Source organism: Streptomyces sp. DT224 (assembly GCF_049844595.1).
Lineage (GTDB): Bacteria > Actinomycetota > Actinomycetes > Streptomycetales > Streptomycetaceae > Streptomyces.
Genome location: NZ_JBNCLI010000004.1, coordinates 11,844 through 33,827, shown reverse-complemented (window position 1 = coordinate 33,827; position 21,984 = coordinate 11,844). Strand labels below are relative to the sequence as shown.

Here is a 21,984-nt window from a genome sequence, read left to right as displayed (position 1 = left end):
CGACCCGCACCGCCCAGTGGAAGCGATACGCATGCCCTCTCAGCACCTGCCCCGGCTCGACGCGGACGGCCTCGCGGACCTCGCCGTCGCGGCCTTCACCCGCGAGGTGTTCCTCACCCCCAAGCCGGGACTGCCGGACTGCCGCACCGCGCAGACCCCCGCCAACTCGGTGTTCTCCTCACTCGTCGATGTCGGGGTGCGGCTCCACGGGCCGCTGCGCGCGGCCGCCGCATCCGGCGCCGGAGCGGACATCGGCCGGCTCGCCGCCGCCTGCCGCGCGGCCCAGGACGTGGTGCCCCACACCGCGTCCCTGAACGGATTCGACGTCGCGGCCCGCGCGCTGTGCCTGCTGGCGGCCGCATGGGCGCAGGGCCCCGCCGGCCCCCGGGACGCCTGCGCACGGGCCCTCGCCCTCGATGAGCGGGTGGAGCCTTCGGGCGACTTCCGGGACAGTTACCGGATGCTGTCGGGCCGCACGAAGCGGCACGGTCTCACGGCCACCGAGGCGGCGCTCTCCGCCGTGCGCGACGCCCGGACGCGGGGCGTCGCCGAGGAGACCGCGCAGCTCGACGCGCTGCTGACGCTGATGGCGGACATGGACGACGAGCGGGTCGTACGTGACAAGGGGCCGCTGGCGCTGCGGATGGTCCGGGAGGACGCCGCCGGAGTCCTGGCCGCCGGTGGGGCCGGCATGCCCGAGGGGCGCCGGCGGCTGACCGAGCTGGACGAGCAGCTGACCCGGTACGCGATCTGCCCGGCGACCAGCGGCGCGCTGCACACCGCGGTGCTCTTCCTGGACTCGGTGGACAGCCGGCCCCTCGCCGCCGCCTGAGCCGAGCCCGCCGGCCGGGGCGACGCCGCCACCCGGCGTACACCGAGTGGTGCCTCCGGTCCCCCGCCCCGATGCTGTTCCGGCGCCGCCCGTACACCCGCACCGAGAGGCCCGACATGCCTGTGGACCCACCTCCTCCCGCGGGCGGCGGACGCGCACGTCTGGACCTGCAGGCGATCCGGGCGCTGCTGGACGCGCAGCGCCGGCGCGTCACCCGGTACGCCGAGCGCTACGGGGCCCCGGCGCCCGCCGCCGTCGTGCCCCCGGCCGCGGCAGCCGTCGCCGCTCCCCCGCCCTCCGGTCAGCAGGTGCTCGACGCCCTCCCGGTGGCGGCTCTGCTGCTGGCCCCGGAGTTCGGCGAGGACGGCGAGATCCGTGAGGTGGTCCTCCTCGCCCGCAACGCCACAGCCCGCGCCTACGCGGCCTCCCGCTTCCCCGACGAGGCCATGCCCCCGTGGACCGGACCGGTGTCACTGTTCGAACGCGTCCCGTCCCTGGCCGCCACGGCGATCCCGCGCATGCTGGCCGACGCGCACCGCCAGGGCGTGCCGCAGCAGAGCGACACGGTGGAATGGCTGGTGAACACGCGCAGGGGGCCGGTGCGGATCAACGCGGAGGTGCGGATCGCGCCCTGCGGCGACCACTTCCTGCTCACCTGGGAGCCGGGCGGGCGGCTCAGCATGGCCGGCGCGGCCCAGCAGCTGGTGCGCGCGTGCTGGGCGGAGTGGAATCTCGCCGACGACGGCATCCAGCCCTCCAGGGGGTTCCGCCAGGTGCTCGGCCTGGCGGACGACGCGCCGGTGCCCCGCCTGTCCGAGCTGGCCGCCGCCGTCACACCGGACTGCCTGCCCACGCTGTACCAGGCGTTGTACGACGTGCTCCTGCGCAAGCGCGTCACCCAGTGCGAGCTGCGCTTCCGTGGCAGCGAGCGCGTCTTCCGCATGGTCGCCGAGCCCGTCCGCATCGTGCCCGGCGGCCTGGTGTGGGCCCTGCGGGCCGTCCTGATCGACGTCACCACGGACCGGCGCAGGCGGGAGGCGGCGCAGCGGGCCGAGCGCCACGCGCGCCGCGAGCACGAGCGCGCCGAGGCCGTCGCGGAGGTGGCCGGTGTCCTGCGGGACGCGGTGCTGCCGCACTTACAGGACGAGCTGGACGGCTACGGTCTGGAGGCCGCGGCCGTCTACCGCCCGGACGCGCGCGGGGCCGGGGTCGGCGGCGACTGGTACAAGGCCCGCGGGCTGCCCGACGGCCGCCTGCTGCTGGCGCTGGGCGATGCCCGGGGCCACGGGCTGGCGGCGGTCACTCTGATGGCCAAACTCCGCTACGCACTCGCGGGGCTCGCGTACACCTCGGAGTCCGTGGAACAGCTGACGCAGTGGCTCAACGAGGTGGCCTGCGCGGACGACAGGGAGTCCACCGCCACCGCGATCATCGCCCGCTACCACCCCGAGCGCACCCTGCTGCGCTGGACCTGCGCCGGGCATCCCCGTCCGGTGCTGCTGCGTGACAGCCGCGCCGGTCAGCTGCCGGCGCCCGCCGGGGGGCCGGGGCTCACCCTGGGGGTGCTCCCGGGGACGTCGTACAGCGCCACCGAGACGACGCTGGAGACCGGCGACATCGTCCTGATGTACTCGGACGGGCTGACCGAACGCCGCCCGGCCGACCCCGAGAAGGACACGCTCCGCTTCCTCGGCGCGGCCGAGCGCTGCTTCCGGGAGGCCGCGCCGGGCCGCGGCCACGCCGGGCTCCAGGACTACGTCGAACGGCTCGTGGCCTGCCTGAACGGTCCCCACCGCACCGACGACGCGACGCTCCTGGCCCTGCGACGGCCCTGACCCGTGCCGGCGGTGGTGTCAGCGGGCTCCCGTAGTCTTCCGGCCACCACTCACCGCCCGGAAGGACCAAGAGAGTTGACTGGCCTGCCCCCCTTTCCGCTGCCGTTCCACACCTCCCGTTCCCGGTCGTGCGCGGAACCCCGGACCGTGCGCGAACTGGAGATGATCGCGTGCAGCGCGCACCTTCGGGCGAAGCCGGACTGGTTCGAGAAGATGCACGACACCGCCATAGCCGCCACGTGGACGCGGGAGGCCGTGGACCAGGGCCTCACCGAGGCGCAGGTGCGCCATGTGCTGGCGGAGCTCGCGCACTACGCGCGGCTGCGGGACGCGCGGACCGGCGTCGAGGTGTCCGCCGTCGACGGTGTCTGGCAGTCGGACACGCTGATCGACGAGGAGCTGCGGTCGCGGCTGCGGGAGGCGGTCCGGGTGCTGGAGGACGTACCCGAGGAGGAGAAGGACTGGCACCCGGGGACGGACGGGCAGGTGCTGGACCTGGTGCATCCCTCGCTGTTCTGCCTGGTACGGGGCGTGAGCGGCGGCCCGGAGCGGGCCTGGGAGAACCCGGCGGACCGCTACGCGACGTACGAGTTCTCGGACCGGTTCCAGTGGCTGCCCACGGATGTCGACGTCAGCGCGGACGGCGAGGCCGCCTTCCGTTCGTACGTGAACAACGTCCACCCCGAGGCCCACCGGGAGCTGGCCGCCGTTCTGCCGGAGCTGTTCACCCGCATGCTCCCGCTGTGGGAGAACGTGCTCACCGATCTGCGCCGACCGCGGCCCCTGCGGATCGAGGCCGACCCGTTCGGGTGGTACGGCCCGGAGCCGGAGTACCCGGACGAGGACGACTACAGCGACAAGGAAGCGTACGGGCGAGCGGTCGAGGCACACGAGGCGGCCCAGGACGACTGGTACGAGAACCGTCGCCCGGTCGTGCCGGACGCCCCGGACTTCACCCCGCCGGAGCCGTGTGACGCGTCCGGCCGGGTTTCCCTGCGCGGTCGCCGGCTCCAGGTCATCACCAAGCTGGCGACCATCCGCCTGACACCCGAGAAGCCCGAGTACGCCGGCGGTTCGTGGCACGTCGAGGGGATGCTGAACGAGCGGATCGTCTCGACCGGCATCTACTACTGGGACAGCGAGAACATCACGGAGAGCCGGCTGGGCTTCCGCACCGCGGTCGACGATCCGGAGTACGAGCAGAGCGACTACGACGGGGTCCGCGAGGTGTACGGCCTGGAGAACGAGGGCCCGCTCAACCAGGTGCTGGGCTCGGCATCCACACCGGCCGGCCGCTGTCTGGCCTTCCCCAACGTCCTGCAGCACCGGGTCGGTTCGTTCCGTCTCGCGGACCCGAGCCGCGCCGGGCACCGCAAGATCCTGGCGTTCTTCCTGGTGGACCCGTCGGAGGCGATCGTCTCGACCTCCGACGTGCCGCCGCAGCAGCCCTGGGCCGGGACCTCGATCATGACGCTCGAAGAAGCGAAGAAGTACCGCGACGAGCTCATGCGGGAGCGCACGTTCTTCATGGACGAAAACAACGAGCAGCTGTTCGAGCGGGAGTTCTCCCTCTGCGAGCACTGAGTACGTCCGGCCGGCTCACACCCGGCGGGGTGGGAGCCGGCCGGACGCGGTCGAACAGCCCAGGTCAGCGCAGTCCGGCGAAGAGGTCGTTCTCGGGGACGGGGGCGCCGGTGGTGTCCCGGACACGCACGAAGGTCTCCATGCCCATCAGCTCGCCGAACCGCTCCTTGCCCATCTTGAGGAAGAAGATGTTCTCGCCCTGGCTGGCGTGCGCGGCCAGGGAGTCGAACTTCTGGCCGCTGAACGCGGTGGTGTCGACCCAGGTGGTGATCTCGTCGTCGGGCAGGCCGATCTGCGCCATCGCGGCGGCCTCCTCGGGGTCGGGCTCCGGCAGGTCCTCGCCGAGTGCGCGCATGGTCTCCCCGAAGCGCTGCATCATCGAGCGCGGTGCCGTCGTCCAGTAGACCTTCGGCGTCAGCTCGGTCATCTCCAGGGCGGCCATCGTGATGCGGTTGGCCTGGATGTGGTCGGGGTGGCCGTAGAAGCCGTTCTCGTCATAGGTGACGACCACATCGGGGCGGTAGTGGCGCATCAGCTCGGCGAGCCGTGCGGCGCCCTCCGCCACGGGCGTTCCCCAGAAGGCGCCGGGCGCGTCGTTGGCCGGCCAGCCCATCATCCCGGAGTCGGCGTAGTCGAGGGTCTCCAGATCGCTGATCTTCAGGACCTCGCAACTGGCCTCCAGCTCCCGGCGCCGCATCACGGCGACGGCGGCCGGGTCGTGCCCGGGATCGCCCGGCTTCACGCCTCCCGGCCCGTCCCCGCAACCGCCGTCGGTACAGGTCACGAGCACCGTGCGGAAGCCTTCCGCCGCATACCGGGCGAGCACGCCCCCGGTCCCGGTGGCCTCGTCGTCGGGGTGGGCGTGCACGGCCATCAGGGTCAGCGGCCGGTCAGTCATCACACAGTCCTCCAGCGGAATCGAGCATGCGGTACGGGGACGCGACGAACGCGCCGCGCCCCCGTCGGTGCAACCGTCCGGACCGGACCCGGTGTTCCCGGCGGGACCGAACCGCCTGGCCGAAACCCGCCGCCTGACCTCCCTGGCGGTGACAGAGTCCTCAGGGAGTCGGTGAGCACATGCGCGGGGAGGCGACGCTACATGGCTGAGGCAGACCTTTCGGCGGGCACGATCGAGTATCTGGACACCGGCGGCGAGGGGCCGGTCGTGGTCCTGCTGCATGGCGTCGCCATGGACGGCTCCCTGTGGCGGAACGTGGTGGAGCCTCTGCGATCCGATTTCCGCTGTGTGGTGCCGACGTTGCCGCTGGGTGGTCACCGCCGGCCGATGCGCCCCGACGCCGACCTGTCGATCGCGGGCGTGGCGCGGCTGGTCGCCGAGTTCCTCGAGCGGCTCGGCCTGCGCGACGTCACGCTGGTGATGAGCGACTGGGGCGGTGCGCAGGCCCTGGTCTCGGAGGGCAGGGACGAGCGGATCGGGCGGCTCGTCATCACGTCCTGCGAGGCGTTCGACAACTTCCCGCCGGGCGTGCCGGGCAGAAACCTGTTCGCCTCGGCGAAGCTGCCGGGCGGCATCAACCTCGCCTTCAGGCTGCTGAAGTCGAAGCCGATGCGCCGGCTGCCCATGACCTGGGGCTGGATGAGCAAGCGGCCGGTTCCGCACGAGGTGATGGACGCGTGGTTCACCCCGCTGTGGACCTCCGAGGAGATCCGCCGGGACCTGCGCAGGTACGTACTGGGCGTCCCCCCGAAGAGCGAACTGCTCGGCTGGGCGGAGAAATTGCGGGACTTCGACCGGCCCGCCCTCGTGGTGTGGGCGGCGGAGGACAAGGTGATGCCCCCGGAACACGGGCGCAGGCTCGCCGAGCTCCTGCCCAAGGGCCGGCTCGTGGAGATCGAGGACAGCTACACCCTGATCCCCGAGGACCAGCCCGCCCGGCTGAGCGCCCTGATCCGGTCCTTCCTGCTGGACGACGGAGCCGCCTCCTGAGGGCCGTCCCGTGAGGAAGACTGGGGCCATGAGCGATGTCGTTTTCACACGCGGGAGCGGCTGGATCCCGAGCGTGGTCCGCGAGGACGGTGTGCTGAAGCTGATGCTCGGGGCCGGGGCGGATGCCCTTCACGAGCCCCGTACGTTCTCGTTCCCGATCGGGGAGGAGCATCTCGCGGTGATCCGGGAGGACCTGGGCAGGCATCTGCTGCTGTGGAGTGCGGTGCTGCCGCTCTGCGACGCCGCCGGCACCCGGGGCCGGCTCGACGAGGACGCCGCCGTCGCGCTCCTGGACCCGGTCCTTCTCTCCGCGCCCGCCGACGTCGACGCGTATTTCGGGCGCATCCGCTGGGACAAGGACCGGCTCGTCGCGCATGGAGCCGGCGTCGAGTTGCTCGAACGGGGGCAGGTCTGCGCGGCGATGCGCACCGCCACGGAGGCGTCCGACGCGAAACGGGCCCAGGAGTACCACGCACAGCGCCGCCGCGCCGAGCGCGGCACCGTCCTCGGTCCGCTCGACGCCGCGGTCCTGAGGTACACGGGCCAGTACGTGCACGGCGCGACGGTCCCGAGGCGGCTGCCCGACGCCGTCGACCCGGCGCTGCTGCCCGAGGTCGTGCGGGTGGTCGCCACCGCGGAGCACGCCTGCGACGGCCTGCGGATCGGCCGCGATCCGCGACGGGGCAGGCGCGGCACGGACAAGCGGGACTGGGAGCGGATGGCGGCGACGATCGAGGCGGCCGTACGCCGGGCACACCCGGAACTCGCCGACGAGGCGGTGCGCACCGTGGCCTTCCTGATGTGCTCGGAGGCCGCCGGCCGCGCCAGGAACACCCCCCTGGAAGCGTACGAGGAGGCTGCCGGCGGGCGTACGGTCCTGTCGTTCACCGACGACAAGGGCGCCGAGAAGAAGTGGCGCCCGGGCAGTCCCCGTACCGCCGCCGTGGAGTTCTGGGAGTTCGTCGAGGCCCGTGTCGCTTCGGGCAACCAGGTCTTCACCATCGAGGACGAGGAGAAGGGCGAGGGCATCCAGGTCCACTTCTCCGCGGATTCCGCCGCCCGGATCACGACCGTGCGCGAGGGCCGGGGCGGGGCGGGGCCGGAGTACCGGGTCGAGTACAGCCTGGTCGACGGGATGAGCGGGTACCGGAGCCTGGTGAGCGCCTTCGTCCGTGGCGGCTGCGCGGCGCTCGACGGGCTGGGCCCGTGGATCTTGGACCACGCCGAGTTCGAGCGCGCGCGTCGGCGGCGGGGCGGCCGGTAGAGGACGCCGAGCTCAGACCGAGCCGCCCGGCGCCACCACCGTGAGCAGGTCCACGACGAAGACCAGGGTCGAGTTCGGCGGGATGAAGGCGGAGGGCGACTGCTTGCCGTACCCGAGACGCGGAGGAACGATGATCTCGCGCCGGCCGCCGGCCTTCATGCCCCGCACGCCCCGGTCCAGGCCCTTGATGGCCTTGCCGCCGCCCACGGCGAACTTGAACGGCCGGTCCTGCTCCCAGGAGGAGTCGAACTCCCTCCCGGTCGCGAACGTGACCCCGACGTAGTGGACCCGGACCACCGTGCCCGGCAGCGCCTGGGGCCCCTCCCCGACCACCAGGTCGCGGGTCGTCAGCTCGGTGGGCGCGGGGCCCTCCGGCACCTCGGCCTCGGGCTTGGCCGGTTCACTCATCGTGGGTCCCTTGCTTGTCGGCACGGCTGCTGCGTGCAGGTGTGGACGGTCGCCCGCGAGATGCCCGTCCGGCCGGGGGTGCGCCGGACGGGACTGCGGGTCATCGTGTGCCGCCCGCTTCCCGGGCGTCGTCACCGGGGCCGGTGAACACCGCGGCCATCTTCTCGGCGGACTTGAGACCCGCGCCGGTGAGCACGACGACGGTCGTCTCGTCCGGAGCGATCTCACCGGAGGCGATGAAGTGGTCGAGGGTCGCCGCGGCGACACTGCTGGTCGGCTCGGCGTACAGGCCGCGCGCGCTCAGGGCGCGTACCGCAGCGTGGATCTCCGCCTCGGGCACGGCGTACGCGGCTCCGCCGGAGCGGCGGATGGCCGCCACCGCCTCGGGCAGCCGGACCGGCCGGGCGATGGACGCGCCCTCGGCGATCGTCGGGACCCGCTCGCCGCGGGAGCCCGGGGCGACGCCGTTGAACGTGTCCGCGATGGCCGCCCAGTGCTCGGGCTGCCCGACGAAGAGGCGCGGGCGCCTCTCGATCTGTCCGGCGGCGAGCAGTTCACCGAACGCGAGGTCGCAGCCGATGACGTTGCTGCCGGCGCCGGCCACGAGGACCACGTTGTCGGGCGCGGCAAAGCCCAGGGACTCCCACATCTCGTAGGCGACGGTCTTGGTGCCCTGGAGGAACATGGGGTGCCAGTTGTGGCTGGCGTAGGGGATCCGCCGCGACTGCCGGACCGCCTCCTGCGCGACCTCGTCGCGGGTGCCTTCCACGAGCTCGATCTCGGCCCCGTAGGCCCGGGCCTGGAGGATCTTGGCCGCCGAGGTGGCGGCGGGAACGATGATCTTGGCACGGATACCGGCAGCGGCGGCGTAGGCGGCCACCGCGGATCCGCCGTTCCCCGAGCTGTCCTCGAGTACACGGTCGACGCCGTGCGCCACGAGGTGCGAGATCATCACCGACACACCCCGGTCCTTGAAACTGGACGTCGGATTGAACCATTCCAGCTTGAAGTGGACCCGCCGACCGGCCCAGTCGACCGCAATCATCGGCGTACAGCCTTCCCCCAGGCTCACCCGGCGGTCGGCCGGGACGGGGAGGGCGGCGCGGTAACGCCAGAGGGACCGTTCGGCGGTATCGATCTGCTTCGGCCGCAGCCCCGGCAGCGCGCTGACGGCGAGTGGACCACCGTCGTCACCCCGCCAGCGCGGGTCGTCCAGGGAGTAGCGCGCGCCGGACCGGTCGATGAGGAAGGGGGCGTCCCCGCCCGAAGGCTGTTCGTCGTTCATGGGCGGTCCCGGCTCCCCCTCACTCGCGTAGCTCTCAGATTAGACGCATGGCCGGAGACGAGCAGCGTCGCGCACGCGCCTCACCCTGTGGACCATTGCGTTCACCTCGCCCGAGCAGGCGCGGGGCGAGCCCTCGACACCCGCGTCCGACGTCTGCTCGCTCTTCCACGCAGCGACCGGGCACCCGCCCTACGCGGAGACGGAGGACCCGCTGTGGCTCCTCGCCCAGGTGGCCCGGGGCGCGGTCGTCAGCCGAGCACGGTGGCCGGGTTCGTAGCAGGTCAGGGCGGCGAAGGCGATCCGTCTGCGGCAGCGTCCGCCCGCAGTCGGGCACACGGTGCCGCCCGCGACGCGCCTCGCCGAACCCGATCGGCCGCTGCCTTGGAGGCAGCGGCCGATCGTAGGGCTACCGGTCGCTCGTTCTCGCGCTCAAACGCTCGGCCTCGTCCAGCAATCGGGTCCGCGCGGACTTGTCCGGTACGAACCGGTCATCTGCGGCGACCGTGCGGAACCTCTCCCACGCCTTGCGCGCGATGTCCGTCGCGCCGGGCTTCCGGGCCCGTTCGGCCGCACGGAGCGCAGCCGTGAGACGGGCCTCGCCGGCCCGTGTCACCTTGTGTGCGTCGGCAAACCCCGTCACCGTGGACCTGAGGCTGGGGAACGTCACCGGGGTCGTGTACGACGTGACGATCCACCGGTACGGGTATGCCGCGTTGAGGTACTCGCTCTGGGCGACCCCGTACACCTTGGAGCCGTCCGGGCTCGCCAGTACGAACCCACCCTGCTCGGACGTGATGCCGCCGATGTTGTGCCGGGCCGAGTCCAGCCTTGCGCCGGTTGCCGCGTCGTACGCGGTGACGACCTGGTCGCGGGGGGCCAGGCTGGTGCGTGTCGCGCAGCACGTCGCGGCGACGTAGACCCGGGTTCCGTCCGGGCTGACCGCTACGGACGTGTGCAGCGTCCGGGGGATCGGCGGGCTCTCGACGGCGTCGAGGTGCGACCACACCTTCTTGCCGGTCCGCTGGTCGTAGGCGAGGACGACACTGGCGAAGTCACCGCTGCACGAAGCACCCTCGCAGTGCCCGCCCGTGACGTAGACCAGATCGTTGGACGGGCTCACCGCGATCGCCGGCGTCTTCGGGTTGTTCGCCCCGCGGCTCGGCTCCGTGAGACCGGGGAGCCAGCCCTCTTCGGCGGCGCCGTAGGTGGTGGTCCAGAGCACCTTGCCCGTGGCCGTGTCGATGGCGTGCGTCTCCATGCGCTCGTCGAACGGCTCGTCGTCCACCTCCACCGTGGCGGTGACGAACAAGCGGTGCCCGTCGGCGCTGAGGGCGTTGTGCCACGACTGGTAGTTGCTGGTGACGGAGTCGTGGCGGGCCACCCACTGCTCCTTCCCCTGCTCGTCGCCGGTGAGCGCGTAGGCGACGGTGACCGGGTGCGCCGGGTAATCGCGTTCCTTGATCTGCCCGAACCCGGTGACGTACGCGTGCCGGCCGGACGCGTCGATGGCCAGATCGAGCCCGGCGAACGTCCGCCCCTTCTCGCCGTGACGGGCCACGAACCGCTGCTCACCGTTTGCGGCGTCCAGGGCGAGGATCATCATCGAGGCGTCGGGGAAGTCGGTCCATTCGGTGCCGCTCACGACGACGCTGTCGCCGTCCGGGGTCACGGCGATCTGGGAGCCGCCGCCCGGACCCAGCCCGCGGATGGCGACGCCCGGATGCACGGCCCGCCACAGTTGCTCGCCCGGCTCGGGGTCGTCCGCGGTGCGCGCGGGCGCGTTGTTGTACGCGAGGACGACCAGGTCCAGGCGCTCCGTCTCGGGGTTCCACTCCTCCCCGGACACGTAGACCGTCCTGCCGTCGGGGCTGACGGCGACGCCGGCTCCGCGGGTGCCGCCCCAGTCGGGCACGGGGTAGTGCGCGGTCCAGGCGGTCTTGCCGGTGGCCGTGTCCACGGCGGCGGTCGTGAACTCGTGCTCCATGAGGGCTCCGCCGAACATGAACAGCCGCTTGCCGTCGGGGCTGAGCGCCGAGTCGCCGAGGACGTGGCCCACGTCGTCCGCCGCCGGGTCGAATCCGGCTGCCCAGTCCTCGCTCCATGTGTCGGGGCTGGGGTCGATGACCCGGGAGACCCGGAAGCCGAATCCGGTGCGGAGCGAGACATCGGCGCCGGTTGCAGTGACCACACCGCTGACGGTGCCCAGGCCGGCGGCCGCGGGGTCGACGGAGACCTTCACCGTGGCGCCGGCGTGCGGGGGGACACTGAGCTCCGCTGCGGACAGCCTCACCTTGCCTGCGGGCTCGGCCGCCAGTCGGAGGCTGACGGCCGCATCGGTGTCGTTGGTGTACGTCACCGTCCGCTCGACCGGCTCGTTCCGGTCGTTCAGCGCGCCGAACGCGATGGCCGCGTCCGCGTACACGCCCTGAGCGGCGGCGCGTGCGACGTCCACCCGGCCGGTGCCCTGATCCGTGACGGGGTGTCCGGTGTCGGCCGCAGTCGAGGTCAGGGCGTTCTTGAGTTGTTCCCCGCGGAGACCGGGCCGGGCCTGCGCGACGAGCGCGGCGGCGCCGGCGACGACGGGCGTGGCCATCGATGTGCCGCTCGCGCCCATGTAGTAGTCGTCGATCACCTGGGCGTTCCCGGCCATGGAGGTGCCGCCGGCCCGCGGGGCGACGATTCCGACGCCGGGAGCGACGATGTTCGGTTTGACCGCGTAGTTCTTCAGGCGCAGACCGCGGGACGAGAACGACGCCATGTCGTCGTTCTTGTCCACTGCTCCGACGGTCAGGGCCGAGTCCGCGGCGCCGGGTGAGCCAATGGGGCCGTACGGACCGGAGTTCCCCGCCGAGATCACGAAGAGGGTGTCGTGTTCCTTCGCGAGGCGGTCGACGGCCTGGGACAGGGGATCGCTTCCGTCGGTCGGGCTGCCGCCCAGCGACATGTTGACGATGTCGGCGCCGTTGGCGACGGCCCACTCCATACCGGCGATGATCCACGACTCCTGCCCCTGGCCCGAGTCGGACAGCACCTTGCCGTTGAGCAGTTTCGCACCGGGGGCGATGCCGCGGTAGCGCCCGTCGGATGCGGCCCCCGTGCCGGCGACCGTGCCCGCCACGTGCGTCCCGTGGCCGAGGAGGTCACCGGCGAACTTGGCGCTGCTGAAGCCGATGACGACCTCTTCCGCGTCGCCCTTCCCGATGAGCTCCTTCAGGCTCGTGCCGTCGGCCTGGCTGATTCCGGCCGCCCACACCGCATTGCGGTGCTCCGCATCGAGGAGGAGCCCCGAGAAGAGGCCGCGTTCGTCGTTGCGCACGACCACGCCGGTGGCGCCCGCCTCCACTGCCGCGTCGTACTCCTCGGAGAGCGGACATGCCTTCTGGTCCCGGTCGATGAGCGCCACCTTGCCCGCCGGGGAGGCGAGCAACTCATCGCCCGCGCTGTCGACGCACGCCCGGCCGACGTACACCAACGACTCCGACGCGCCGGTCTTCGGCACGGCCCGGCCGCCGGGCATGCCGACGTAGCCGACCGGCTCGTCGAGCTGCGCGATGTCGAGGACGCCGGACGTCGCCGAGGAGCTGAAGACCTCCTCCTTGGTGACCTTGCCCTTCAGGTCGGGGTGCGTACGGTCCACGCCGGAATCGAGAACCGCGACCGTCACCCCGGAGCCGTCGACTCCTTCGGCCCACAGTTTCGGTGCCCCGATCTGCGGGGCGGCCGTGTCGAGGGCCGCGTGCACGGTCCCGTCCAGCCACAGCTTCCCGACGCCCTCGGGCCACCAGCCGGTGACTCCGGGCTGGGCGGACCGGCGTGCGGACCCGTCCGGCGCGGAGAGACCCGCCCAGAGCGCCGCGTCGTCGCCGCGGTCCGCCTTGACGGCGCTCACGCCCAGATCCGGGAACTTACGGGTCACCGCGGCACCCGCGTCCGCCGCCAGATCGCGTGTCGCGGCCGGGTCGCCTTCCACCAGGAGCGGCAGCTCGTTCCTTTGCGTGTCGGCGTATCCCTCCCTGACCAGGTACGTGAGATCGAACAACCGCTCGTCGACGCGCCCGCTCGCGAGAAGCGGGTCCGCGTCGGAGGGTACGACCAGGAGCTTCCCCTCCTGGCCGCGGACGTCGAAGGTGATCCCGTCGCGGTCGTCGCCCGCCTTGACGGTGGGGGCCCGGTCGGGACGCAAGGTGACCGCGTCACCGGTCACGAGCGTGACGGTGACGGGCTTGTCGAGGCCGAGACCGGCGATGGCGCCGAGCACGTCGGCCGAGGTCGTGCCGGTCACGGCGGCGGTCCTGGGCAGGCCTGCGGGGTCCGGCGCCGCGGCCGCCGCGGCACCGGTGGTGAGCAGCCCTGCTGTGAGCACGGCCGCCAGCGGCAGCGCCAGACGCGGCCTGCGGAATCTTCCGGGCGGGCTCTCTGTGCGTGAATTCAACTGGTCCTCCAGGTCGGATCCGGCCGGCGTCGGTGGTGGCGGGCAGGCTTCAGAGCGGTTCGAGTGCGTCGTGCGTCGCATCGTCCACGTCGTCGTCATCGGGGAAGTCGTCGAGGCCGTCGTGGACATGGGGGTGCAAGTCGCCTGTCGCGTCGTCGGGCGCGCCGGGGGCGGCTGAATCGGGCTGCATCCGGCCAGGCTGCCCTCCCGGCCCGCCGACACCTATAAGGCGAATGCCTAGTTGTTACGTGCACGGACCGCCTGCCGCCGCCCCGAGGGGCGGCGAACACGTCACCCCGGGCTGTGCCCGGTCGGGATCAGACCGTTCTCCATGGCAGTGATCGCGGCCGCTGTGCGGGAGGACACACCGAGCTTGCGCATGGCCGAACCCAGGTGCACCCCGACCGTCTTGGGTGACAGGAACAGCGCTGCGGCGGCTTCCCGGTTGGTCATGCCGCGCGCCACCAGAGCGAGTACCTGCTGCTCCCGGGGGGAGAGCGCGTCTCCGTAGCCACGCGGGCCACGGCGCCCGGAGCGTGTGGTGACCGGCCCGGCTTCGTGCAGCACTCGTTCGACCCTGGCTGCGTCCCACGGGGCGCCGAGGCCGGAGAACCGGAGCCGCACGTCACGCAGGAGGGAGAGGCCGGCCTCGCGGTCGCCGCCGGCCAGCAGCGACCGGCCGCGCCGTTCGCGCGCGAGGAGTGCGTGGTGACGGGCGGGCAGGTCATCGAGTGCGACGGCTGCCTCACCGAACAGGGTCGCGGCCCGGCCGAATGCGCCACGAGCCTGGGCCACGTACCCTCGGCCGGTCAGGACCATTGCCGCCAGTACGGGGGCGGAGCGCTGTTGTGACCAGGCGGCCATCCGGTCGAGGAGCGCCTCGGCGTCGTCGATCCTGCCGGTGGCGGTCAGCGCGTCAAGGTGCACGGGAGTCGCGAGGGTCCCGTCCAGCCAGGTGCCCTTCTCGGCGACGACCGTCATGAGCGGTGTGGTGAACTCCAGGGCCGCTACCGCGTTGCCGTCCGCCAGGGCGAGCCGGCCCAGGGCCGCCGCGGCGAGTACGGCAGGAGATGTCGCCGGGCTGGCCGTGGTCCTCTCAAGGATCGTCCGCAGCAGTGTCACCGCACTCTCCCGCCGGCCCTCCGCGACTTCGAGGGTGCCTCGGATCGCACCCCCCGCCAGGCGGATCAACGGATGGGTTCCCTCGGACTCCAGCCGGGCCGCCGTGTCGGGGAGACCGCCCCACTCCCCGGTCCAGAGGTCGAGCAGCGCGTGGTCGAACTCGGCGAACTCGACGGCCCGCAGGTGGCCGACGGCCCGGGCGGAGCCGATGACCGCGTCAAGGCGCTCGCGGGCCTCCGGGAACCGTCCCCAGTCGATCGCGTGCTGGGCGACGTTGAGCAGCCCGCGCAGGAAGTCGTACGACTCCTCGAAGGAGGTGGCCGACGAGGGAATCGCGTCGGCGGCCGCCCAGCCGGACTCCTCGCCCAGGTCGAGGAGCCGCACCGCGCGGTCGATGTACAGGGCCCGGCGTGCCGAGGCCGGTTCGACTTGGGAAATGACCACGCTCGCACGGTCCAGCCACGCCAGGTGGCGCGCCACCGGCCAGTCACGAGGGGCTTCGGGACGGGAGAGGAAGATCATGGCGCGGGCCGCGCTCGCCGGGCGGTCGTGCAGTTCGTCGACCGCGGCCCGGAACTGGTCGTGCCCCGCGTCGAATTCGGCGAGCTGGAACAGCAGCCATCCGAGGAGCAGCCGGATCTCTCCCCGCTCCGGCCCGACGAGGGCGCCGTCCCCCAGGATCTCGGTCAGTGCGTTGCGCACCGCGATCTCCAGGTCACCGAGCGGTTCGGTGCGGTGCACGGTCACCGAGCCGAGCTTCCGGGCCAGGCGGGCACGTTCTCCGTCCGTCAACGGGGCCGTGGTGAGCAGCGTGTACAGCATGGTCACGGCGGTGTGGTCGTCGCCGGACTCCCGCGCGAGGTCGGCTGCCGCCTCGGCGTATCGGCTCCACCCCTGTACATCCGCGGCGTCCTGGAAGTGCCGGCAGAGCCTCGCGACCGGTGGATGGGTGATCCGTTCGAGCGTCCATGCCGCCCGGTGGGCAAGTAGACGGCGCCGGGGGGCCGGTATCGCTTCGCCCACAGCGGTCGCGTCGAGGACGTGCCGGAAGGCGTACTGGCCGGGGGCTGCCTCAAGGAGGAGACCCGACGACAACGCGGCGGCGAGTCCGTTCCGCGCGGTCGCCCTGTCCACGTCGGCAACGGCAGTGAGCGTGTCGGCGTCCGCGGACTCGACCAGCACCGCCGCGGCCTCCAGCATGTGGCGTGTGCCGGAATCCAGCCGGGCGACACGTTCGAGGACGGAGTCCCGCACGGTCGGTGGCACCACCAGGCCGCGCAGCGCCCGCCGTGCCCAACGGCCCTTGCGGCGCACGATATCGCGTCGGTCCCGCAGGAGCCGGACCGTCTCCTCGACCGCGAGGGGTACTCCATCGGCGTGCTCGTGCAGAAACTCGGTGAATTCTCGCGAAACCTCTTCCGTGCTGAGCATCGACATCACGAGCTGCCGGGTCGCCTCCGCGTCCAGCGGGACGAGTTCGGCCCGCACATGCCGCGCGCCGGCCGGCGGACGGGCGGTGAGGCGACGCAGGAGGGAGCCGTCGGTGACATCGGTGGGCCGGTAGGTGACCACGATCGACGGGTGCGCGCCGCCGCCGGCCGTCAGGGCCAGCAGCCACTCCAACGTCGCCGGATCGGCCCACTGGGCGTCCTCCACCGCGAGGAGTTCGACGCCCATCCTCTCGACGAGTTCGGTGAGGGCGCGCATCACCCGGTGCCGGGTGCCCTGCGCGTCGTGCAACGGCGGAAGCGGTGGCGGCAGTTCGTCGGCCCATTCAGGGAAGAGCGGCTGCAGTGCGCCTGCGAGCCGGCTCAGGACGAGGCCGTCGATCGAGGGGCGGAGCCGGCGCAGGGCGTCCACCAGCGCGCCGAACGGAAAGGGTTCCTCGACCGGCGGGCAGGTGACGACCAGTGCCACCGGACGCGACCGGGACGGGGAAGGGACGAGGGCCGCGAGAGCCTCCCGCAGCAACCGGGTCTTCCCGATCCCCGCCTCGCCCTCGATGACGACGAAGGCTGGCCCCTCGCGGAGCGCGTCGAGCACCGCTTCGAGGACCTCGGTCCGGCCGACGAAACCCGGCGTCAGCCGCTCCTTGACGCGCTTGGGTGCACTGCTGCCGAAGTCCTGGCGGCCGTCGTGCCGACTCGTCACCTCGTGCTCCCCCGGCCGTCGTCGGATCATTCCGGTCGCCTCTACGCCGTGGCGAACACTAATGCCTCGGCGGGGCAACGTTGATCTGCCGAGGACGGTCGGCATGCGGGCCCGGCACTCTGACGAAACCGACGTAGGCGACACACGTGGCGGGACGGCCCCCGCTTCATGCCCGCAGCCACCCACGACCAGCCGACCGAGACTCCCCGTTCGACGCCCACCCCTCACCATCGGAACGGCAACAGCTACTCAGACGTCAGGTTGGAAAGCGCTCACTGAGTCGCGGACAGTGCGATCACAGTGGTGACGAGACCGTCACGGACCAGCCATCGGCCGGAGAAGCCTCCCAGCTCTCGGCCGGCCACCACTGGCCCGGTGCGGAGCAAGCGAGCAGAAAACATACCTTGGTCCGGTTCGAAACTGACTTCCGCCTCCTCAAATCCCAGCTCCAGACCAGTAAGCGGATACCAAGCCTTGAACACGCTTTCCTTGGCACTGAAGAGCAGCCGGTCCCAACACACGCCGGGGTCGCGCTCTGTGAGTTCGCGTATCCACCAGCGTTCGAGCGGCAACGAGATGGCGTCCAGAATTCCTTCCGGCAACGGGCCGTGCGGTTCTGCGTCGATCCCGATGGCTAGAGTTTCGACGGCCCTGGCCACCACCGCCGCCCGGTACCCGTCACAGTGCGTCATGCTACCGACTACCCCGTCCGGCCACTGAGGTGCCCCGCGCCTATTGGGCAACAGCGGCACGGGAGGCAGGCCCAGTTGAGCGAGTGCGCGCCGAGCAAGTGCGCGCACGGTTGCGAATTGTTGCTGCCGTTGCGGGACGGCCATGGCCACAACCGCCGCTTCCTCGGGGAAAAGCACTGCAGACGGACCCAACTGACCGAGCAGTTGATCGTCGAAGGCCTCCGCCGAGAGGACCTCAGCGGGAAGTATTTCCTCGATCACAGGTCCACTGCCTCCCGAGGCGGTTGCGGAAGAATCTGGCGAAGGGGGTCACGCCAGGCTCGGGTGCGCCACTCGCGGGGATAGCCGACGGAAACCTCTTCGAAGCGGACTCCGTCGTGCCAAGTGACGCGAGGGATGTGCAGGTGCCCGTAGACGACGGCCGCGGCGCGGAAACGTACATGCCAATCGGAGGTCAGTTCCGAGCCACACCACTGCGCGAAGTGCGGGTAGCGCAGGATGTGGGTGGGGTGGCGCGTCAAAGGGAAGTGGTTGATCAGAACGGTCTGACGAGCCGGGTCGGCAGCGGCTAGCCGTCGTTCGGTCTCCGCTACCCGGGCGTGACACCAGGCGTCGCGTGTCGGATAGGGGTCGGGGTGCAGAAGGTACTCATCGGTGCAGACAATCCCGGCCTCACGAGCCAGGCAAAGGGATTCTTCCTTGCTGCGAGCTTCCGGAACCCGGAACGAGTAGTCGTACAGGACGAAGAGGGGGGCCACCGTCACCGGGCCGCCCTCTCCGCTCCACACCGGGTACGGGTCTTCAGGAGTGGAGATGCCCAGGCCGCGGCAGAGTTCGACCAGATGCAGGTAGCGCTTCTCGCCACGCAGGCGGACCGGATCATCCGGATGTGTCCATAGCTCATGGTTGCCAGGCGCCCAAACCACCTTTGCGAACCGTTCGCTGAGAAGCCTCAGAGCCCAATCGATGTCCGCGTACTTCTCCGCGACGTCGCCGGCGATGATCAGCCAGTCGTCTGCCGATGACGGCCGTAGTGACTCCACGATGGCGCGGTTCTCTTGATGGACAGTGTGCAGATCGCTGACGGCCAACAGCTTGCCGGTTCCCACAGTTACTCCCTTGCGACGGCGTGCCGGCCTAGCTTGCCCCGCACGCGGGGCGTTGGAAAGTTCCACCCACGGTGGCCCATGGCCCGAAAACGGTAGATTGAACCCTTCCGGGTTCCGCAGAGGCTTCAGATTGTGCTTGTGGCCTGGGGTCTCGTGGTCGTGAGGTAGTAGTTGGCTTCGAATGCGACGGGTGGGATGTGCCCTATTTCGCCGTGGACTAGGCCGGCGGCAGTGAGCCCTTCCCCACCTGACTTGAGCGTCGGAGAGTTGACGAGTGAGGGCTGCACGGAACGACGAAGGTCCTGGCACACGGGTTTCTCGACCAAGATCACCCGTGTCTGCCGGGATCTTCGCGTGCTTGTCTACCCGCCCTCGATCCATCTGTCCAGCCCCACCCTGAGATACCTGAGCAGGCAACTCGCCGCTCGCCGGCGAACCACTATCTGAAGTCTCTGCGGAACCCGGAACGGTGCAGTGACACCCGAGGGCGGACACCTGCTGAACTGGCCATGCTGCGCGATGTCCTCGTGGCATGGCCAGTCCTCGTTCGTCTGATCACTGGCCGGAGCGGGACACGTTCAGCTCAGGCATCGCGGGTCCGGAAGGCGACGGCGGCGGCGACGAGGGCTGCGCCCACGAGAAGCAGTAGCAGAAGCAATCCGCCCCACGGGCCGAGTGCGTCTGCCGGCTGCTTGATCGCCATTACCTGAGCTGCGGCGTTCGGCGGCCACCACTTCTGCAACCACGCCTCCCACGCGTGCGGGAGCGTGTTGCTCAGTGTGGGGATCACCAGAGTCACCACGGTGACCAGCACGAGCCCCAGCGTCGCCGAGCGTACGAGGGCGCCAAAGGCCAGCCCGAGGAGCCCGACCGCAGCCAGGTAGAGGCCACACCCAGCCACCGCGCGCAGCACGAGTGGCTCGCCAAGCGACGCGTGCGGCACATGCTTCGACGACAGGATCATCTGGCCGCCGAGGAACGACAGGAAACCGATTACCTGTCCTACTGCCAGTGCCGCCGTGGCAAAGGCGATAATCTTCGCTGCCATGAGCCGGCCACGCTGCGGCACCGAGGTCAGGCTGGTACTGATCGTTCCCGTCGCATACTCCGACGCGAAGACGCTGACACCGACGGCTGCGAAGGCCAGCTGGGCGAAGATGTAGCTGCCCAGGCTGCTTGCGACCGGGTCGAAATCCTGCTGGGCGGCGGCGGACGCGGCGCGGAACTCCCTCGCACCGGATGCGCTGAAGAGCAGGCCGAGGCCGGTGCCCAGCGCCAGGGCGGTCAGGAAGGTGAAGGTCGTGGACCGCAGGGTGAACAGCTTGGCCCACTCAGCCATCAGCAGCTGGCGTATGGTCACCTGCCGACGCTCCGCACCGTTGCCCGGTTCTTGCTCCGCGACCGTGGGGGGCGTGGTCACCTCTGCGCTCCTTCGCCTGCCGAGTATTCGACACTGCTCTGTGTCAGCTTCATGAAGGCTTCTTCGAGAGAGAGCCTCTGCGGAGTAAGTTCGACCAAAGGCACCTCCTTCGCCATGGCCAGCGCGCCGATCACGCCGCTGTCCAAGCCGGACACGACCAAAGCTCCGGATCCGTCGGGGCGTACGGAACCACCCGCGTCCTGCAGGATCCGTTCGAATGTGTCTTCCGCGGGCGGCGTGCGTACCAGCACGGTCTGCCGGGACTGCTCCTCCATGAAGTCGGCCATGGTCATGTCGGCGATCAACTGCCCTCGTCCGATGATGAGCAAGTGGTCCGCCGTGAGCTCCATTTCGCTCATGAGATGGCTGGACACCAGGACCGTGCGCCCTTCGCTCGCAAGGTCACGCATGAGGTGTCGCATCCACAACACCCCTTCCGGGTCCAGACCGTTGACCGGCTCGTCAAAGATGAGCACCTGTGGATCGCCCAGCAGGGCCAACGCGATTCCCATCCGTTGTCCCATGCCGAGAGAGAGCCCTCCTGCCTTGCGCCGCCCTGCCTGGCCAAGGCCGACGAGCTCCAGGACCTCGTCGACTCGGCGCCGCGAAATCCCGTTGCTCAGCGCCTGGCACAACAGGTGGTTGCGTGCGGTGCGCTGGGGGTGAACCGCATTCGCCTCCAACAGGGCGCCGACGGACCGCATCGGCGAAGGCAGTTGCGCGAACGGCACACCCCCGACGGTCACCGTTCCTGAGGTGGGCGAGTCCAGTCCGAGGATGAGCCGCATGGTGGTGGTCTTGCCGGCTCCGTTGGGGCCGAGGAAGCCGGTGACGACGCCCTCGCGGAGACGGAAAGTGAGATTGTCCACGGCCGTCTTGTCGCCGTAGCGTTTCGTGAGCCCTTGTGCTCTGATCATTGGGCGATCTCCTCGGCAGGGCAGCATGGCCGATCGGCGGCGGCCGCTGCAGAACCTCGCGGCTGACATTTCATGCCCTGATCGTGCCCTTGCCAGGTGTCCGGCTCCTCCGAGAATCCTGAGTGCTTCCTGGAAAACTCGGACGAAGACTCGAACCCAGCCTCTTTCAACTTATTGTCTGTACGAACGGTCGGGCCGATCGGCGCGACAGTGAAGGGAGAGACGCATGGCAGCCGTGCCACTGGCCAGGGAGATAGCGGTGCGGCCCAATGACGGTGTCTTGCTGGTGGTCGAGGACGAGCCCACCCTCAGGGAACTGCTCGCCGCCAGTCTGCGTTTCGCAGGGTTCCGTGTCATCTCGGTGGCGAGCGGCGAGGAGGCCCTGGTCGCGGTGGCACGTGAGCGCCCAGACCTGGTCGTCCTCGATGTGATGCTCATCGGCCTGGACGGTTTTGAAGTGGTCCGCCGGCTGCGCGACCCAGCCCTCAGTGCCACGGGCTCACCGGCCGGGTACGTACCGGTTCTCTTCCTCACCGCGCGCGACGACATCGAGGACAAGGTCAACGGCCTGACGCTCGGAGGAGACGACTACGTGACCAAACCGTTCCGGCTGGAAGAGCTGATCGCCCGGATCCGGTCGATCCTCCGCCGGACCGGAGGAGGACCGACCGACGGAGTGCTCCACGTGGGCGATCTCGAACTGGACCCGGCGACACGTCGGGTCAGACGCGCCAAAGTCCCCGTGGAGCTGTCCCCCACGGAATTCAAACTGCTCCGGTATCTGATGGAGCACGCCGATCAGACGCTGTCCAAGTCGCAAGTCCTGGAGGAGGTCTGGCGCTACGACTTCGGCGGTGATCCGAGCATCGTGGAGTCGTACATCAGCTACCTGCGCCGCAAGGTCGACCACGTCGAGCCGAAGCTGATCCATACGGTCCGCGGCATCGGTTACGTCATGCGAAGCCCTTGGTCATGAAATTCCCGC

General features: G+C 70.7%; 16 protein-coding genes. 6 read left to right on the top strand and 10 right to left on the bottom strand.

What is annotated here, in order from left to right:
- Positions 1–31 precede the first annotated feature (31 nt).
- The 3 genes from ACLQ2N_RS10575 (at position 32) to ACLQ2N_RS10565 (ending at position 4,251) form a co-directional block, all read left to right on the top strand.
- Positions 32–832, top strand: a complete 801-nt coding sequence (locus tag ACLQ2N_RS10575; RefSeq protein WP_425811405.1) for a triphosphoribosyl-dephospho-CoA synthase — start codon at positions 32–34, stop codon at positions 830–832.
- Positions 833–948: 116 nt separating this feature from the next.
- The gene (locus ACLQ2N_RS10570) at positions 949–2,667 is read left to right on the top strand and encodes a PP2C family protein-serine/threonine phosphatase (RefSeq protein ID WP_425811403.1); all 1,719 of its coding nucleotides are present in this window, start codon (positions 949–951) and stop codon (positions 2,665–2,667) included.
- A 75-nt stretch (positions 2,668–2,742) separates the two neighbouring features.
- Positions 2,743–4,251: a DUF4246 domain-containing protein gene (locus ACLQ2N_RS10565; protein ID WP_425811401.1), complete on the top strand. Its 1,509-nt coding sequence runs from the start codon at positions 2,743–2,745 to the stop codon at positions 4,249–4,251.
- Positions 4,252–4,315: 64 nt separating this feature from the next.
- On the opposite strand, the gene ACLQ2N_RS10560 is transcribed toward ACLQ2N_RS10565, so the two are convergent.
- Positions 4,316–5,149, bottom strand: a complete 834-nt coding sequence (locus ACLQ2N_RS10560; RefSeq protein ID WP_425811399.1) for a PIG-L family deacetylase — start codon at positions 5,147–5,149, stop codon at positions 4,316–4,318.
- Between the two features lie 201 nt (positions 5,150–5,350).
- Here ACLQ2N_RS10560 and ACLQ2N_RS10555 point away from each other — a divergent pair, with 201 nt between their 5' ends.
- Together ACLQ2N_RS10555 and ACLQ2N_RS10550 are read left to right on the top strand one after the other, a co-directional pair.
- The gene (locus ACLQ2N_RS10555; RefSeq protein ID WP_425811397.1) at positions 5,351–6,199 is read left to right on the top strand and encodes an alpha/beta fold hydrolase; all 849 of its coding nucleotides are present in this window, start codon (positions 5,351–5,353) and stop codon (positions 6,197–6,199) included.
- Positions 6,200–6,227: 28 nt separating this feature from the next.
- Positions 6,228–7,463, top strand: a complete 1,236-nt coding sequence (locus ACLQ2N_RS10550) for a DUF6357 family protein (protein ID WP_425811395.1) — start codon at positions 6,228–6,230, stop codon at positions 7,461–7,463.
- Positions 7,464–7,475: 12 nt separating this feature from the next.
- Here ACLQ2N_RS10550 and ACLQ2N_RS10545 read toward each other — a convergent pair whose 3' ends face one another.
- From ACLQ2N_RS10545 to ACLQ2N_RS10505, 9 genes are all read right to left on the bottom strand, one after another.
- Positions 7,476–7,871, bottom strand: coding sequence for an FKBP-type peptidyl-prolyl cis-trans isomerase (locus ACLQ2N_RS10545; RefSeq protein ID WP_425811393.1), 396 nt, complete (start codon positions 7,869–7,871; stop codon positions 7,476–7,478).
- Between the two features lie 100 nt (positions 7,872–7,971).
- Positions 7,972–9,156 (bottom strand): threonine synthase, encoded by a 1,185-nt coding sequence (locus ACLQ2N_RS10540; RefSeq protein WP_425811391.1) that lies wholly within the window; start codon positions 9,154–9,156, stop codon positions 7,972–7,974.
- 406 nt (positions 9,157–9,562) lie between these two features.
- On the bottom strand, positions 9,563–13,588 hold the full coding sequence (locus ACLQ2N_RS10535; RefSeq protein WP_425811389.1) for a S8 family serine peptidase: 4,026 nt from the start codon (positions 13,586–13,588) through the stop codon (positions 9,563–9,565).
- A 49-nt stretch (positions 13,589–13,637) separates the two neighbouring features.
- Complete coding sequence (locus tag ACLQ2N_RS10530) at positions 13,638–13,778, bottom strand: hypothetical protein (protein ID WP_327712500.1); 141 nt, start codon at positions 13,776–13,778, stop codon at positions 13,638–13,640.
- A 101-nt stretch (positions 13,779–13,879) separates the two neighbouring features.
- Positions 13,880–16,861, bottom strand: coding sequence for a helix-turn-helix transcriptional regulator (locus tag ACLQ2N_RS10525; protein ID WP_425811387.1), 2,982 nt, complete (start codon positions 16,859–16,861; stop codon positions 13,880–13,882).
- 272 nt (positions 16,862–17,133) lie between these two features.
- Positions 17,134–17,814, bottom strand: a complete 681-nt coding sequence (locus tag ACLQ2N_RS10520; protein ID WP_425811385.1) for a 4'-phosphopantetheinyl transferase family protein — start codon at positions 17,812–17,814, stop codon at positions 17,134–17,136.
- Complete coding sequence (locus ACLQ2N_RS10515; RefSeq protein ID WP_425811383.1) at positions 17,811–18,662, bottom strand: metallophosphoesterase family protein; 852 nt, start codon at positions 18,660–18,662, stop codon at positions 17,811–17,813. The genes ACLQ2N_RS10520 and ACLQ2N_RS10515 overlap by 4 nt, the downstream gene beginning before the upstream one ends.
- 583 nt (positions 18,663–19,245) lie before the next feature.
- On the bottom strand, positions 19,246–20,082 hold the full coding sequence (locus tag ACLQ2N_RS10510; protein WP_425811381.1) for an ABC transporter permease: 837 nt from the start codon (positions 20,080–20,082) through the stop codon (positions 19,246–19,248).
- Positions 20,079–20,999, bottom strand: coding sequence for an ABC transporter ATP-binding protein (locus ACLQ2N_RS10505; protein ID WP_425811379.1), 921 nt, complete (start codon positions 20,997–20,999; stop codon positions 20,079–20,081). Before ACLQ2N_RS10505 ends, ACLQ2N_RS10510 begins: the two co-directional genes overlap by 4 nt.
- A 226-nt stretch (positions 21,000–21,225) precedes the next feature.
- On the opposite strand from ACLQ2N_RS10505, the gene ACLQ2N_RS10500 reads away from it, so the two are divergent.
- Positions 21,226–21,975: a response regulator transcription factor gene (locus ACLQ2N_RS10500; protein WP_425811377.1), complete on the top strand. Its 750-nt coding sequence runs from the start codon at positions 21,226–21,228 to the stop codon at positions 21,973–21,975.
- Positions 21,976–21,984 lie beyond the last annotated feature (9 nt).